Here is a 13432-nt window from a genome sequence, read left to right as displayed (position 1 = left end):
GGGCTCGTCCATGCAACTCGAGATTTGCGCGTGCCAGAACCCTGGGAAATGCAATTTATTTCTATGTTTACAGTGATTTAGGCTGAAAATTTCAAGTAGCTTCTGTATTATGAGGTTTGTCTATGACCTCACGAAAACCTCAGAATGGTGAAAACAAGCCAACTTCCAGCTGTTGACCGGACTGTGCCTCTGGAGCAGATTAGCGCGTTCGCTGAGAAGGTGTCGATTTTTACGGACGAATTGCGCGAAACCATCCTCGCACCAAGACCCCGAAAGGCTGCGCCCGTATTCAAGACCGGCGAGATTGCCGCGATGTGCAACATCACGCATTCGCAGGTTCAATATCTGGCCACGAAAGCGGATGGTGAATTGCCGCCAGGCACCGCAGCAGGTACTGGCCGCACACGGACCTTCACGCTAGAGGAGGCCCGCGTCTGGGTGCAGAAAGTCTCAGACATTTACCAGACTCCCCTCGTGACGGGGACGAGAGAGCCTGATGGGAAAATAATCATAACAGCCCAGCTCAAAGGCGGGTCCGCAAAGACCACGACGACAATGTGCCTTGCCCAAGGCCTTACGCTACGGGGACGCAAGGTCCTCGTCGTCGACCTCGATCCGCAAGCCTCGTTGTCTGAACTCTGTGGCTTGTATGCAGAGAAGGATGTCACGCCGGAGGACACGGTCCTCCCCTATATTTACGACCAGCAAATTGAAGGGGGGCTCGGAGCACGCGTTCAGTCAACTTACTGGGACGGCCTCGACGTCATCCCGGCCCATACAGAACTCATTGGGGCGGAATTTCATTTGCCCGCAATGCAGAAGATCAAGCCGGGATTCAAGTTCTGGACGGTACTGCGAGAAGGTCTCGAGCCACTTCGCAAGCAATATGACTACATCCTTATGGATACGTCACCGTCGCTGTCCTATATGAATCTGAACGCGCTCCTGGCGGCGGACGCGCTGGTGATGCCGATGGTTCCGGAGAACCTGGATTTCATCAGCTCATTGTCGTTTTGGCGTTTGTTCTCGGACGTATCGAAGAGCTTTATCAAGTACGAGCAAGGCAAGCAGTATGACTTCATCTCGTTGCTGCTATCGAGGGTGGACTACGGACGTACTTCGTCGGCGCCGATAGTTCGTGCGTGGGCGGAGAGCGCATACGAGAACTGGCTTCATGCCATCGAGGTGCCTGCGAGTTCGGTCATGAGTACCGGCGCACTCGCCTTTTCCACAGTGTTCGATATCAGCAGCTCGCATAGTGCGGCTAAGGCGCTGCAGCGCGTTCGACAGCCACTCATCGACTACTGCCGCTGGATGGACGAAATTTATGAAGAAAAATGGAGGACCGCGCAATGAGCAATATGCGTGAACAACTGCTGGCGAAGACCGCCGGAATTCGAAAGACGTCCTCGATCAATGAGGACGAGGTGAAGCGTACGGAGCGCACGCAGACTGCACCTGGGCTTGCTGGTGCGCTTGCGGTCGCACAACTACGCGTGCAGGAACTCGAGGCGGCCGGTGTTGCGTCGCAGTTGTCGGTTGCAGCGATTGCTCCTAATCCGTGGCAACCGCGCCGGATATTCAACGAAACAAAGTTGAGCGAGTTGGCGGAGTCGATTCGTGAGGTCGGGCAGGTGCAACCGATCGTCGTGCGACGTGTGGAGTCGGGCTATCAGATCGTTGCGGGCGAGCGGCGCTGGCGCGCACACAAGGTTCTGGGCCTGGATTCGATCAAGGCCGTGGTGGCGGATTGCTCCGATTCAGACATGGCAGTCTTGGCGATGGTCGAAAATGTCAGCCGTGACGATCTGTCGGACTATGAGATTAGCCTCTCGATCCGGCGTACGGAAAAGGAGTTTCCGGACCGAAAGCGATTGGCTGAGGCACTTGGGCTCTCGCGAAGTGGGCTCTTTCAGTTTCTGAGCTTCGACAAGCTCCCGGCGTTCATCCTTAAGGACCTGGATATTCAGCCGCGCCTCTTGGGAGCAAACGCCGCCGAAGCAATCGTATCGGCTATCCGGAAGTTCGGGGAGGCTGGTCTTTCGGCCGCGCGTGAGATTTGGCCCGACGTGGTTTCGGGAGAACTTGAGCAAGGGAAAGCGGCGGGGGCAATCAAGCTGCTCGCGACGCGTGGTGCCACTTCCGCGAGCGCGAACGAGAGAAGTATTGACAAGTTTTTCGCCGGTAAGGAGCACGCAGGATCGATTACAAAGGACATGAACGGTTTTAGTATTAAGTTCAAGCCAGGGGTGATGACGGAGGCCCTTGAGGCGCAAATACGGGCACTAATTAGTGAGACGTTCAATCCTCATCCGAAATGAGCGAAGTCAGTTTTTCTTCGAAACCCGCCTTGAGCGGGTTTTTTTGCGCCTGTGTTTCGGCGGTCCATACTATGGACTTGTGCGATGGTACCGATCGAAGTTGCGCTGCGTGTCGTTTTCGCCGGGACACGAACAACGAGGTGACGCAACGAGTCCATACTATGGACCCTGTGGCAACGGGATTGCCATATCGATGCCCCTTTACGTATTGTGCTTGGCTTGCGCTTTGCCGGTGATTCAGGCTGAACTTGGGCATACCGCCCCTCTACGCGACTCGGCATGCAACTGGAAAAGAAACTGGCCACGCCTGACAAACGCGCCGCGATGGCGCGAAAGTGAATGAGTCACGTACCGGTCCATAGTATGGATTCTGAAGACCTGATCTGCATAGACGCGCGACGGGCCTTGAGTCCGGTGATCGATATCGCGGGCCCGAGCGTTGAGCATCGGAGATGGCCTGCTAGGCGAGATGCCCCGGTAATTTTCGCGTTCATTTGTCAGCGAGCTAAGCAGGTCCGCGCAAAGTCCATAGTACGGATTCGACGTGTCACAGTTGAACTGCCGCGTACAACGCGGCCCCTGTGCGCATCAGTTCGTCCGTCAGACTTTTTCGAAGTTAGTGAATGCTCGGTTAGCCAGCGGAGCCTATATCGTTGGCGGCCTTCGTGGAACGTGGCAAGCAAGAGAGCAAGTTGGCGTCTTGCTTAACCAGCTAGGACGGCGCCCTATCTGTAGCTGTGCGAAGAGGTCGTCTTGGCAATGAGGGAACAACGCTAGCCGTAGGCGCTGACGCCCCATTCATCTGACGCGCAACTCAATTTGTACACGCTCGCCGCATCATCGCGGAACTGGCGAAATGGCACAACTGCGCGAAAAGATAACTGTGAGTGTCGACGTCTCTCGATCCATGGGCAGCCATCTAGTCTCCCTTTTTTGGGCCGCGTGTTTGGCATCCGATGCGCGAGCACACCTTCTCTGTAATGGAAGTTGGAACGTTTTCTTGAAACCAGTCGCGGCAATCTCATGTCCGACTCATGTAGACGATCCTAAACTGCAGCCGTGTCTTACAAGTTTGGGCCCCCCTAGTTTTTTGATCGCCTGATCTTCGTTGCTGCAGTTCGTCAAGCATCTGGGTTCTCTGTCCAATTGCTAAATACGCTGCTGCACTCGTAGTCGTTAGTAAGCTACGGGTCTGTAGCGCTCTTGCGCGGAGCTCTCTTGTAACTCGCAGGCTCGACGCAAGGCTTTGGACGCTCTTTGACGCGTGGCCGCCCGCCTTGGGTTGTCTCTGAATCGCATGCCGCGATTGATCAAGTTCTCGTGAGTGTCGCGGCAAAAGGCGGCGTCGAGTTCATAGAACACGTCTGTCGCGGAACTAAACTTTCGCTGTGTCCGCGTAACCTTGTGCGCGTCTTATCGTAAGCATGTTGCAGTTGGCATCCGAAGCACTAGTACGGCGCGCAATGTCCGCGCGTTAGCAAGCGGTTATGTCGTACGTATCCCCGCGAGACTGATTGCTCCGATCGACGGACATAGGGCGCTAGTTGGGTGTCCGTTCTCGGAGCCATTCTGAATGTCCATTGGTACGGCGTAGAATCGCAGGCAAGGGAGGGGCACAAGTTGATCTTGTCTGCGTGGGACAACTGGCTTGCCGAACGTGCAACGAGAGTGCCAGTCTCTATCGCCTGGTATCGATCTCCTCCTTTCTCCGATGCGAGTGTTCCCCGAGCGGGGAAGCACCCATCTGGGCGTCGAAGTTACGATTAACAGAGTCTACGGCGACATCGGTGCGATTATGAAAATAATGCAACTAACAGATATGAGTGGGTCAAACAAATTAGCCAAGGGCGAAGCCGGATCGCCCCTCCGTAAGCAATTGCTCGTCTCCATGGCTTGGCGCAGCAACAATTTCGTCTCGCCACGTCGTGAAACATTCGGGGCCAAATTCGCGATGCTCTGAGTTCGCGTACTAGCGGGCCATCCGGGCAAATCTACGATGAATGTTTCACGCCGCGAGCAGGTCAATCGGTGGCAGAGAAATCAGCTTGTGGCCCGGCACACAACATACTCTTCCCAGGAATCATGCGCGTAGTGAATAGCACGTATTTTGTAATGTAATTACTCGGCTATTGCTGAGCGATCTGACGCAGCACAGGACGGTTGCGGGAGGCCCGCGCCCGGACATCTCGTCCAGATTCGCTAGCGCGTAGTGCGCAAGAGGGGGCGCCCACTAATGTATCGACTGGGCGTGCAGTGAACGCGTTTCGACGATGCTCGACCACGTGCCCGATAGAGAAAGAAACTGCAACTGCGGATGGTTGCGATTGGGCTGTCCTTGCTGTGCCGCGGGAGTCGGAGTTCGCCATCGCGCTGCCTGTCGCGCAACTGCGGGGCGAGGGCAGCAAGACGTGTAGCGATCAAGCCGTCCTAGCGGCGCGCGAGCTCATTCATGACATGCATATCGATGGCTCCCCGGCCGAAGCGTCGGGAACGCAGCCGGCCGCGGCTCAGGCTCACTCTAATGATCTCAGACGATCGCTCGGCTGCTCCCATATGGTCCCGAGTCCAAAGGAGGCGATCGTATCGCACCCTAAGAACGATGCGCGACTAGCTCACCGCTCCTGATTCGCCGGCAGATCAGGAAGACGGTCGGAAGCGTGACTGACACGTCGTAATGCAGTTCCAAAGCTTGCCAAATTCGGACTTCAGTTTGCCCCCTTCGGCGCAGGTCTACAACCAGCGCGACGAGCAAGGCAAACTTCTTTTGAGCTTTTCTCTTTCGCGGTGAGGCGGGTCGGGTATTCGACATCTGATGCATTTCCCTCGTTGAACTTCGTTCAATTTCCTGCGGCCCATATCGGCCGCTGTGATGTCTTCATGTTCGTCTATTGAAGGGGGGGGGCTGGTTTGAAAACACGCGAGTTTCGCGCTGCATTCAGTTGTGTCGGTGACGCGCTGCCCGTCAAGACAAGATGGGTTGAATTGGGCGAGCGCTTGAAATACGGGTACGTGGTGACAGACAGCAGAGCAAATGAAGCATCGTTCGCTGGTGGCCCCGCTGTTAATGGGAAATGGCAAGCGAAATTTTCACCCTAGCCCTAGACGTCGGCGCTCCGTTTGGGCAGATTGGCGGCGCCGTTCAGGCGTCCGATGACCGATACGGCAGCAGTCGCGGTGAGCACACCGACGCCGGGAATTTCGGAGATGCGTCTACATGCATCGTCATTGCGGCGCCAGTGGAGAATGCGCTGTTCGATTCGGGCAATCTGCTCGTCGAGTGCGCGAAGTCGAGAGAGCTGATCCTGCAGGCTGTCTGCCAGCATGGCGGGCAACTGGTCGGACAGTGACGCCAGTGCGCCTTTGGCGGCTTCTATTGACGCTCGGCGGCCTTGCGGCAATACAACGCCGAATTCGTAGAGCAGTCCGCGAAGCTGGTTGACCTGCATGACGCGAATCCGCACCAGTTGCTGGCGTATGCGGTGCATCGCCAGCATTGCTTGCTGGTCTTCGGTCTTGACGGCCACGAACCGCATGCCTGGACGCTGGGCAGCTTCCCAGATCGCCGCAGCGTCGGCAGCGTCATTCTTGTTCGACTTCACGAATGGCCGAACGAACTGAGCCGCGATGAGCCGCACGTCGTGGCCAAGCCGCGTTAGGACTCGCGCCCAGTGATGAGCACTGCCGCAGGCCTCCATCACGACCCGACTCGCAGGCCGGTTGGCGAAGAACGGCACGAGCTGGGCGCGTTTGAGCACCTTGCTGTGGATTGCGCCGGTCTCGGGCTCGACGTAATGAATCTGGAAAACGCGCTTGGCCAGGTCAATGGCAATGGTCGTGGGTTCCATCTGGTTCTCCTTGACGGCGGGACTGCCGAACCAGCAATGTCGCATGCTCAGGACGAGAGCTTGCGGCGTCGGATGGCCCGTGAAGGCGGGAGGCGACCATTCCATCTATTACGAACTACGAACTACGCGAAATTTTCGTCCTAGCCCTACGTGTGCGCGCTCCAAAATGGCAAATTGGCGGCTTTTACGTAGGTCTAAAGCCTTTAAATTCAAGGACAGGACAAGGACAGGCTGTCGCACCGTGCGACAACGACTCGAGAAACGCGTACCCGAGAATTGACCGAGCAATTGCGTCTCGGATGGTGTGAAAAAGAGACAGGAAAAGTACCGCAGGGAGGGAGGAGGGCCGATCATTCGGCCCTATATAAGTCAGTGGAAAAACGTCTTACCAAACTGGAAGATGAAGAGCGCGGTCAAGATCGTGATGCAAACAGGCAGCCAGTCCGAGCAAAATTGTCTGACCTTCAACACTCCGTACTGCCAACGAAAGCGCGCCCTGGCGAGGAAGGTCGCGTCCTCGCCGGGGCGTTCTGGACCGAAGTACCCCCTGCGAACTGACTCCAGCATTTCTGTGGCTGCCGCACGCGCTTCGGCTCGAATCTTCTCTCCGGCACGACTACCGACCTCGTCCATTTCGCCGCGGATGCCTTCCCAGATGTCACCCGCGAGCTGCCTGAACAATAACCTTCTTGTCGGGCATCCGCTCCCCAAGCGCTTTGACTAGCGCGATGAGTTCGTTGTGGCTCGCATACTGAGCCTCGAACGCGATTCGCGCCAGGCGCGTCTCCTCAAAGCCCTCCTTCAATGGAGGCCATGAGGATGGTCGCGGTGCGCATTTGTTCCCCCAGGGAGAGTTCAAGCTCGCGAATCCCAAGCACCACTCGGTTGAGGTGCCTGATCTGGTAGACATAGCGAACCGACTCTGCTGTTACCGGGGCTAAGTCATCTTCGGGAAACAGCTCTCCCTTTGGGAAGTCGTGGTTCATCGCGTCGGCTGGATCGCAAGTTCCTTGAACGCGCTGTCGAAATACTCCTGTGCGCTGAATGCCAAATCCTGGGCGATCGACTTGTTGGCGTAGTCCGCTGCGCCGATCAGATCACCGGCCAGTTCCGCCTTATGGGTCAAGGCGTCATAGTTCGTCTTGTCGGTGAGCGCTTGGTTCCTTACGAGTCTACGTTGGTGGTCGGCTTACTCGCGGCGTTGCTGTTCGGAAAGCGAAACTCCCGCTCAAGCTGCCGATTCGTTGGGGATAGTGAGTCGTATCTCTCGATTCCAGGGCGAGGTGGTGTCGCAATCGAATCAAGTGGTCGTAGTGTGGGTTCTGCTTGATCGGCTCTTGGCGTGAATGCTGGCTGCCGATCGTCGTTATTCGAATCCAGCGGCGCTTCCGGCGTGCCGCCCTCATGATCGACGGCCTCGGCAGTGAGAACGTCGGTAGGTGATGACCGGCCCTCTGCCGCATCTACACCAGCGCTCCCTGGCGCCGGAGGGGACGACACACGCAACCGAGATGTCGCCTGATCGGGAACGCCTAGCTCCGCCGCGTGCTGTTGAGTTGCAGCCGTTCCCGATGAGCCTTCCGATCTGGAGTCTTTAAGCCTTCTCGTGAAGCGAAGCACGGTGGACTCTCCGACCTCGATCACGCCATTTTCAGCGAGGTAGCGCCACACCATGTAGGAGCTGAAACCCTTGGCCAGAAGTTCGATAATTAGCTTCTCGTGTTGAGCGAGCTTGCCTTTATGCCGGCGCCTACGAAGGAACTCCTCTGGGTCAATCAAACGCACTTCTGCCTTATTCATTTCGTTGCCACCGAGTTGCATTGAATTAGCGTACGGGCCGAGAGATCACCAAAATACGTGACCATCTACTGCCTTCACTCATACCATCACATACCTGCATGTCCCTACTCAGATACTTACAAACCCCGGCAAAGGCACCTGCACGTACATTCACCTCTACCATCGGGTACCTTCACTCATTCCGCGGCATCCATGTGCATGCCTCCTCGTTCTGGCTTTGAGATACGCAGGTACGAGCCCCCCAGACACACCACGTCTTGTGACTCGTTCGCCGTGGTAGCGAGACTTTCCGATTTGACGCCCCGGCACGCTCTTCAGGCCGGCGAGTTGCTCTTCCGGCTGTTTCAGTCCTATTGACTGGATACAGGCCATCTGGCGCCCGCCTACAGCGCCAGAGACCACTCCCGATCGTTTCCCGCATCTTTGGATGCCTTCACGTAACGTCGCCACTGCCGTCTGCATTGCCTGCGTATGCATGCAAATGCCGTCACCTTTACCGTCACCGAGCGCTTCATATACCTGCAGATCACGAGTCGGAGGTACCAGCGTGTAGCACTATTCTTGCCGTCGCCGGTCCCAGCACGTGCACTCAGGCAACGTCACATGTACCTACGCGTACCTTCAGAACGTACGCGCACATACCTGCACGTGCGTTCAGAACGACGGTGCTAGTCTCGCATCACCGCAAAGGGACACTGGCGCAAAAGGAACGGCATTTGGTTCATCATTTGTTTGGCCGGCACACTTGCAGACCAGCGACGTCCATTTCCGTCGTATGCGCGAGCGCGCGCCGCTGCCGGTCCGTTGAAACGTCCCCGCCCTGCGAAACAAAGATCTCTTTTTTATCAATGCAGTACTTGCGGACCTGCCCCCGATATGATTAACTTCAGCCGAGCGAGTCGGACTTGACATTTCCTCCGGCCGCAAGGAACACCCAAGCCGCCACTGCGGCAGCCCAAACTCTCGCGAGCGGGCACTCCCCTAAAGAGGTTCGCGACACGTCCGACCTCTGTGAAATTGAAGGACCCAAACGCCTCACGGCGTTTTTTTAGAATCAAGCTGAACGGGACTACTTTGGGATACTGAGGTAAGGCGAAAACCTTACCGCGAGCGGCTCCCAAGGGGAAACGGGATACATCCCATACCCTTAGCAGTATGTCCCATTTCAGCGTTCACCCCCCCCCGCACAAAGAGGCCTCATCGTCGCCGCGACGGGCCGCTGACTCATTCGCTCGTGCGATAGATAAGCGGACGGCTCCCCCTGCTCCCCCTCCCGGAAGAAGGGCACATTAACCCAGGTACGAGCGCTACCTTTACCCAGGCCATCACGGCAGTGGGACGCGCTTCGGTTGGTCTCCTCCGATACAAAAGGACTCCGCGCCTAGCTGCGGCTAGGTAACCCGGTAACCGTAAGGCCCGGGCCAAGTGGCTGACATTGGACAATGAGCTAGCCCCTGGAAGACGCACTTTTTAAAGACACTGCCGAACTCACGGCTAGTCCACCCTGTTGTACGGGCACACTGTTGCCCGAGCCCAGCCGAGTAGCGGGCTAAAGCTGATCCTGATGCGAGACAGGAGCAGAGACGGCAGAAGGCGCACGTCATTCGCCCCACGCGGATGAATCGCTAACCCGTTGTACGCGTCGCTGATCATCCAAAAAACTGGAAGTTGCGAATGCAACTGTCAAGGAGAGTGAATGCGTGGCACCGTAAATTTCACTGCTGTCGTGCGAAAATGCCGCCGCACCGGCCATTGGCGCAAAGCCGGCTGGTGTAGACCCCACCAATTGTGTCACTGCCTGTAAGGTGCTGCCCTATCGCTATCTCCGGATATTTCATCCTGACTCGGTTGCTTTTTCGAATGTGCGGCGCCTTCCACGTTGAGTCGAGAATGGGCTCTTTACCCAATTCGGCGCGGATGCGCAGCGAAAAGGCTCCCGCTGGTGCTAGCAGCCAGTGAGTCCTTGTCCGTGCCGGTCGGATTCGAGCCCGCATAGAGGTTTTGCGAGCCATCGGCGTTACGCTTCACACGCTTGTTCTTCGTGCCTGGTTTGGAACGAGTACCCCACGAATATCAACGCGGCGGACAACTGCGACACGGCGATGGCAACGGCTGTGTGCCGGGCATCAAGTTAAAGCTGGTGATCGACCGCGATTACGAAGGCGGTGCATTGAGCCGCAAGTGCGGCATGCTGCACGAGTAATCCGCACCCCAAAAAGGCCAAGTCATGGCCAGTGACAGTGCTTCTACCAACGACTCCAGCCACAACTGACGTCGGCTTCAGATCACGAATATCGAGTCCCCTCTGCGGCGTGGCGCTTGCACTCTGGGCTGAACACGCGCTCTATGGACGCAGGGAATCTCGGCAGTTTCGCGGCTGGGCGTCGCGGTCGGGCGATCAGTTCGCCACCACAGTTCGGACATATCCTGTTCACCACGTTTTCCGAGCAATCGCTGCAAAACGTGCACTCGAACGTACATATGCGTGCATCCTGCGAATCTGGCGGCAAGTCCTTATCGCAGCACTCGCAGCCGGGGCGCATTTGTAGCATCTCTCCACTTTCCCCGCAGGATACGTTTCACTGAGGTCCGTCTCACGCTTCAACGCGCCCGAAGATCGACAAAAAGACTCTGCATCTCCGAATACGGCAGCGCGTCGTCGTAGAGTGTTTCAGACTTTCCATCCAGCAGGAAGTCTCTTGCCAGTGCTTTCGCTTTTCCCATGACGGTCTGCGAGATTCCACTGCCGGCGCTCAATCGTTTCACGCCGAGCCGTTCGAGCGCAGAAGCGTCGGGTAGGGACGAGATGGCCATGACATTCAGCGGCAACCGGATTGCCTTGACGATCGCCTCGATATCGGACGGGTTGGCGAGCGCCGGAAGGAACAGGCCGTCGGCCTCGGCCGATCCATACAGATTGCCTCGCGCGATCGATTCGTCGGGTTGCTTCGGCTTTTCGACGAGGCCGGCCAGAAAGACGTCGCTGCGCGCATTGACGAAGAGATCAGCGCCGGCTTTTGAAACCGCGTTGCGGATGGCTTCGATTTTCGAGGCCAGAAGCGATGGCTCGTCCGACCCGTCTTCGATGTTGATGCCGGCGACGCCAAGTTCGACAAGCTGCATCACGGTTCCTGCAACCGTCGCGGGATTGTCTGAATAGCCGTTCTCGCCGTCAACGGAAAGCGGGACGTTCAGCACCCGGACGATTCGCTTTGCAGCGGCGATGACGTCGTCAACAGGGAGTCGCCGCCCGTCCGGATAACCCAGCGCCCATGCAAAACCTGCGCTCGTCGTGGCTACAGCCTTCGCGCCAAGCGCTTCCACGAGCCGTGCGCTTCCGGCGTCCCACGTATTGGGCAATCGACCGCCTAGGAGAATCGTCGGGGCACGGCACGAAGAACCCAGCCGATCCCAATGGCCTCGAATCCTGGATTAGGCCGCTTTTAAAGCGGGGCCAACACCTGAACGTCCGAGCGATGGTGTCTGTATGACTCATCATTGCCGACCGCTGCCCGACGCAGTCGGCCGAAGTCGACCCAGCCTGTGTGAAAACGTGTTGATCACCTAAACTGAATCAACGCACTGAGACCGGGTGACTGATGAAGCGATTCGTTGAAGGCGATGACCGCAAACAGGTCGCACTACTTTCCGAATGCGTCGACGACTGCATCGAAGCAGACAACCCGGTCAGGGTCATAGATGCTTTCGTCGACGAACTCGACCTTGCGGAACTCGGTTTCGACCGTATCACGCCAGCGACTACCGGCCGATCGTCCTATCACCCCCGGGTGATGCTTAAGATTTATATCTACGGGTACGTGAACCGCATACCCTCCAGCCGCCGTCTGGAGCGTGAATGCCAGCGCAACGTCGAATTGATGTGGCTAACGGGACGTCTGGCTCCGGACTTCAAGACAATCGCAGACTTTCGCCGCGACAGCGGCATGGCCATTCGGAACACATGCCGGCGCTTCGTCGAGCTGTATCGCGGTCTGAAACTGCTGTCCAGTGACATGGCGGCCATCGACGGTAGCAAGTTCAAGGCGTCAAACAGCCGGGACCTGAGCTACACAGCAGGCAAGATCGACAAGCGCCAGCAGCAGATCGAGGAGAGTGTGCAACGATATCTCGACCCGATTGAAACCGCAGACCGCACCAGTCCAACAGGTTTCGCCGCGAAGACTGACCGGCTGTACGAGAAGATCGCCCTCCTGCGCCTGCAGATGCGTGAACTCGCACAGATCAGGAAGCAGCTGGAAAAACAACCAGACAAGCAACTATCGATGACGGATCCCGACGCGCGCTCCATGGCGACAAGCGGAAGAGGCTCCGGCATAGTGGGTTATAACGTGCAGGCGGCCGTAGATACGAAACATCACCTTGTCGTCGAGCACGAGGTGACCAACATGGGAAATGATCACGGACAACTCAGCAGAATGGCGCTGGCTGCAAAAAAAGCGATGGGCGGATCAAATCTGAAAGTTGTAGCGGATCGGGGTTACTTCAGCGGGCCGGAGATATGAACATGCGCTCTGAACGGAATCCGCGCGTACGTACCTAAGCCGCTCACCTCTGCGTCACGGAAGAAAGGTCTGTTTACCAAAGCCGACTTTGTATACGAGGCAAGAAGCGACGTGTATCGATGTCCTGCCGGCGAGAGAGCCATTTATCGATTCACGACCGTTGAGCATGAAATGAATCTGCGGGTCTACTGGCCGAGTGCGTGCCCGGGTTGCCCTATGAAGGCGCGATGCTCTCCCAGCGACTATCGCCGCATCCGAAGATGGGAGCACGAAAAGATACTGGAAGCCATGGAGCGACGTCTCGATCGGAAGCCCGATGCAATGACCATCCGACGAAGTACCGTCGAGCACGTCTTCGGTACACTCAAGCACTGGATGGGCCCTGCACACTTCCTGACCCGAACGCTCGGGCGAGTGAGCACCGAGATGAGTCTGTAGGTATTAGCGTACAACCTGAAGCGTGTCATCAGCATACTTGGCGTGGCAAGGACTCTGAAGGCCATGAGTTTGGCAGGGGGCTAGAGCCCCGAGGGGCGTTGTTGTGCCCGGACGTTCGATCGGCTCAAACTCACCGTGAAAAACTTAACCGGCCTGGCCGTCCATTTCTCGCGCGGTGGAAAACAGCGTTTCCACACGCTCTGGACCCGTAAGAGACGGTCGCGTGACCGGGGCTAGACGGCGTCAAGCAGCACGGCCGGTCAGCGACAACCATCTTGGCCGGTCGACGGGTGTAGTTGTCGCTGGTTAAGAGGCCATGGTTGTCGCTCCTTCTTCGTAGTTGTCGTTGGGTAATTGTCGTCGGCGCGCGCTCTGTTTGTCGCTGGCCTTACGGCGGCGATAGCTCTCAACATTCAGCTCGAAGATCGTCGAGTGATGCACGAGCCGGTCGATGGCGGCAACCGTCATGCCGGGGTCGGGGAACACGTCATTCCAGCCAGAGAAC

General features: G+C 57.2%; 11 protein-coding genes and 2 pseudogenes. 5 read left to right on the top strand and 8 right to left on the bottom strand.

The window, feature by feature from the left end; genetic code table 11:
* Positions 1-144 precede the first annotated feature (144 nt).
* From A3CW_RS0137580 to A3CW_RS0137570, 3 genes are all read left to right on the top strand, one after another.
* Positions 145-1356: a ParA family protein gene (locus A3CW_RS0137580; protein ID WP_028208132.1), complete on the top strand. Its 1212-nt coding sequence runs from the start codon at positions 145-147 to the stop codon at positions 1354-1356.
* Positions 1353-2321 carry a ParB/RepB/Spo0J family partition protein gene (locus A3CW_RS0137575; protein ID WP_028208131.1) on the top strand — a complete coding sequence of 323 codons (969 nt, stop codon included), beginning with the start codon at positions 1353-1355 and terminating at the stop codon, positions 2319-2321. The genes A3CW_RS0137580 and A3CW_RS0137575 overlap by 4 nt, the downstream gene beginning before the upstream one ends.
* Positions 2322-3969: 1648 nt before the next feature.
* The gene (locus A3CW_RS0137570) at positions 3970-4281 is read left to right on the top strand and encodes a hypothetical protein (RefSeq protein ID WP_154678161.1); all 312 of its coding nucleotides are present in this window, start codon (positions 3970-3972) and stop codon (positions 4279-4281) included.
* A 1183-nt stretch (positions 4282-5464) separates the two neighbouring features.
* Here A3CW_RS0137570 and A3CW_RS48890 read toward each other — a convergent pair.
* The 5 genes and pseudogenes from A3CW_RS48890 to A3CW_RS52745 form a co-directional block, all read right to left on the bottom strand.
* Positions 5465-6166: pseudogene (locus tag A3CW_RS48890) on the bottom strand (IS110 family RNA-guided transposase); the annotation flags it as partial.
* A 369-nt stretch (positions 6167-6535) separates the two neighbouring features.
* The gene (locus tag A3CW_RS0137560) at positions 6536-6847 is read right to left on the bottom strand and encodes a hypothetical protein (RefSeq protein WP_154678160.1); all 312 of its coding nucleotides are present in this window, start codon (positions 6845-6847) and stop codon (positions 6536-6538) included.
* Positions 6848-6954: 107 nt separating this feature from the next.
* Positions 6955-7152, bottom strand: coding sequence for a hypothetical protein (locus A3CW_RS0137550; protein WP_028208128.1), 198 nt, complete (start codon positions 7150-7152; stop codon positions 6955-6957).
* Positions 7149-7292, bottom strand: coding sequence for a hypothetical protein (locus A3CW_RS52750; protein ID WP_154678159.1), 144 nt, complete (start codon positions 7290-7292; stop codon positions 7149-7151). Before A3CW_RS52750 ends, A3CW_RS0137550 begins: the two co-directional genes overlap by 4 nt.
* A 38-nt stretch (positions 7293-7330) precedes the next feature.
* Positions 7331-7987 (bottom strand): hypothetical protein, encoded by a 657-nt coding sequence (locus tag A3CW_RS52745; RefSeq protein WP_154678158.1) that lies wholly within the window; start codon positions 7985-7987, stop codon positions 7331-7333.
* Positions 7988-9998: 2011 nt separating this feature from the next.
* Here A3CW_RS52745 and A3CW_RS52740 point away from each other — a divergent pair.
* A complete protein-coding gene (locus A3CW_RS52740; RefSeq protein WP_154678157.1) occupies positions 9999-10169 on the top strand; it encodes a hypothetical protein in 171 nt (56 codons plus the stop codon).
* 82 nt (positions 10170-10251) lie between these two features.
* On the opposite strand, the gene A3CW_RS51540 is transcribed toward A3CW_RS52740, so the two are convergent.
* Together A3CW_RS51540 and A3CW_RS0137535 are read right to left on the bottom strand one after the other, a co-directional pair.
* On the bottom strand, positions 10252-10518 hold the full coding sequence (locus A3CW_RS51540; protein ID WP_081771995.1) for a DUF1272 domain-containing protein: 267 nt from the start codon (positions 10516-10518) through the stop codon (positions 10252-10254).
* Positions 10519-10567: 49 nt separating this feature from the next.
* Positions 10568-11326, bottom strand: a complete 759-nt coding sequence (locus tag A3CW_RS0137535) for an isocitrate lyase/PEP mutase family protein (RefSeq protein ID WP_322787983.1) — start codon at positions 11324-11326, stop codon at positions 10568-10570.
* Between the two features lie 239 nt (positions 11327-11565).
* Here A3CW_RS0137535 and A3CW_RS48885 point away from each other — a divergent pair.
* Positions 11566-13011 (top strand): annotated as a pseudogene (locus tag A3CW_RS48885) (IS1182 family transposase).
* A gap of 222 nt (positions 13012-13233) precedes the next feature.
* Here A3CW_RS48885 and A3CW_RS48880 read toward each other — a convergent pair.
* Positions 13234-13432 (bottom strand): ATP-binding protein (locus A3CW_RS48880; protein WP_035512607.1); only part of this gene is annotated, 199 nt, incomplete at its 5' end.

The sequence above is a fragment of the Paraburkholderia nodosa DSM 21604 genome, assembly GCF_000519185.1.
GTDB lineage: Bacteria > Pseudomonadota > Gammaproteobacteria > Burkholderiales > Burkholderiaceae > Paraburkholderia > Paraburkholderia nodosa.
Note: the sequence above shows the minus strand (reverse complement) of the source record. Positions and strands in the feature narration are given on the sequence as shown.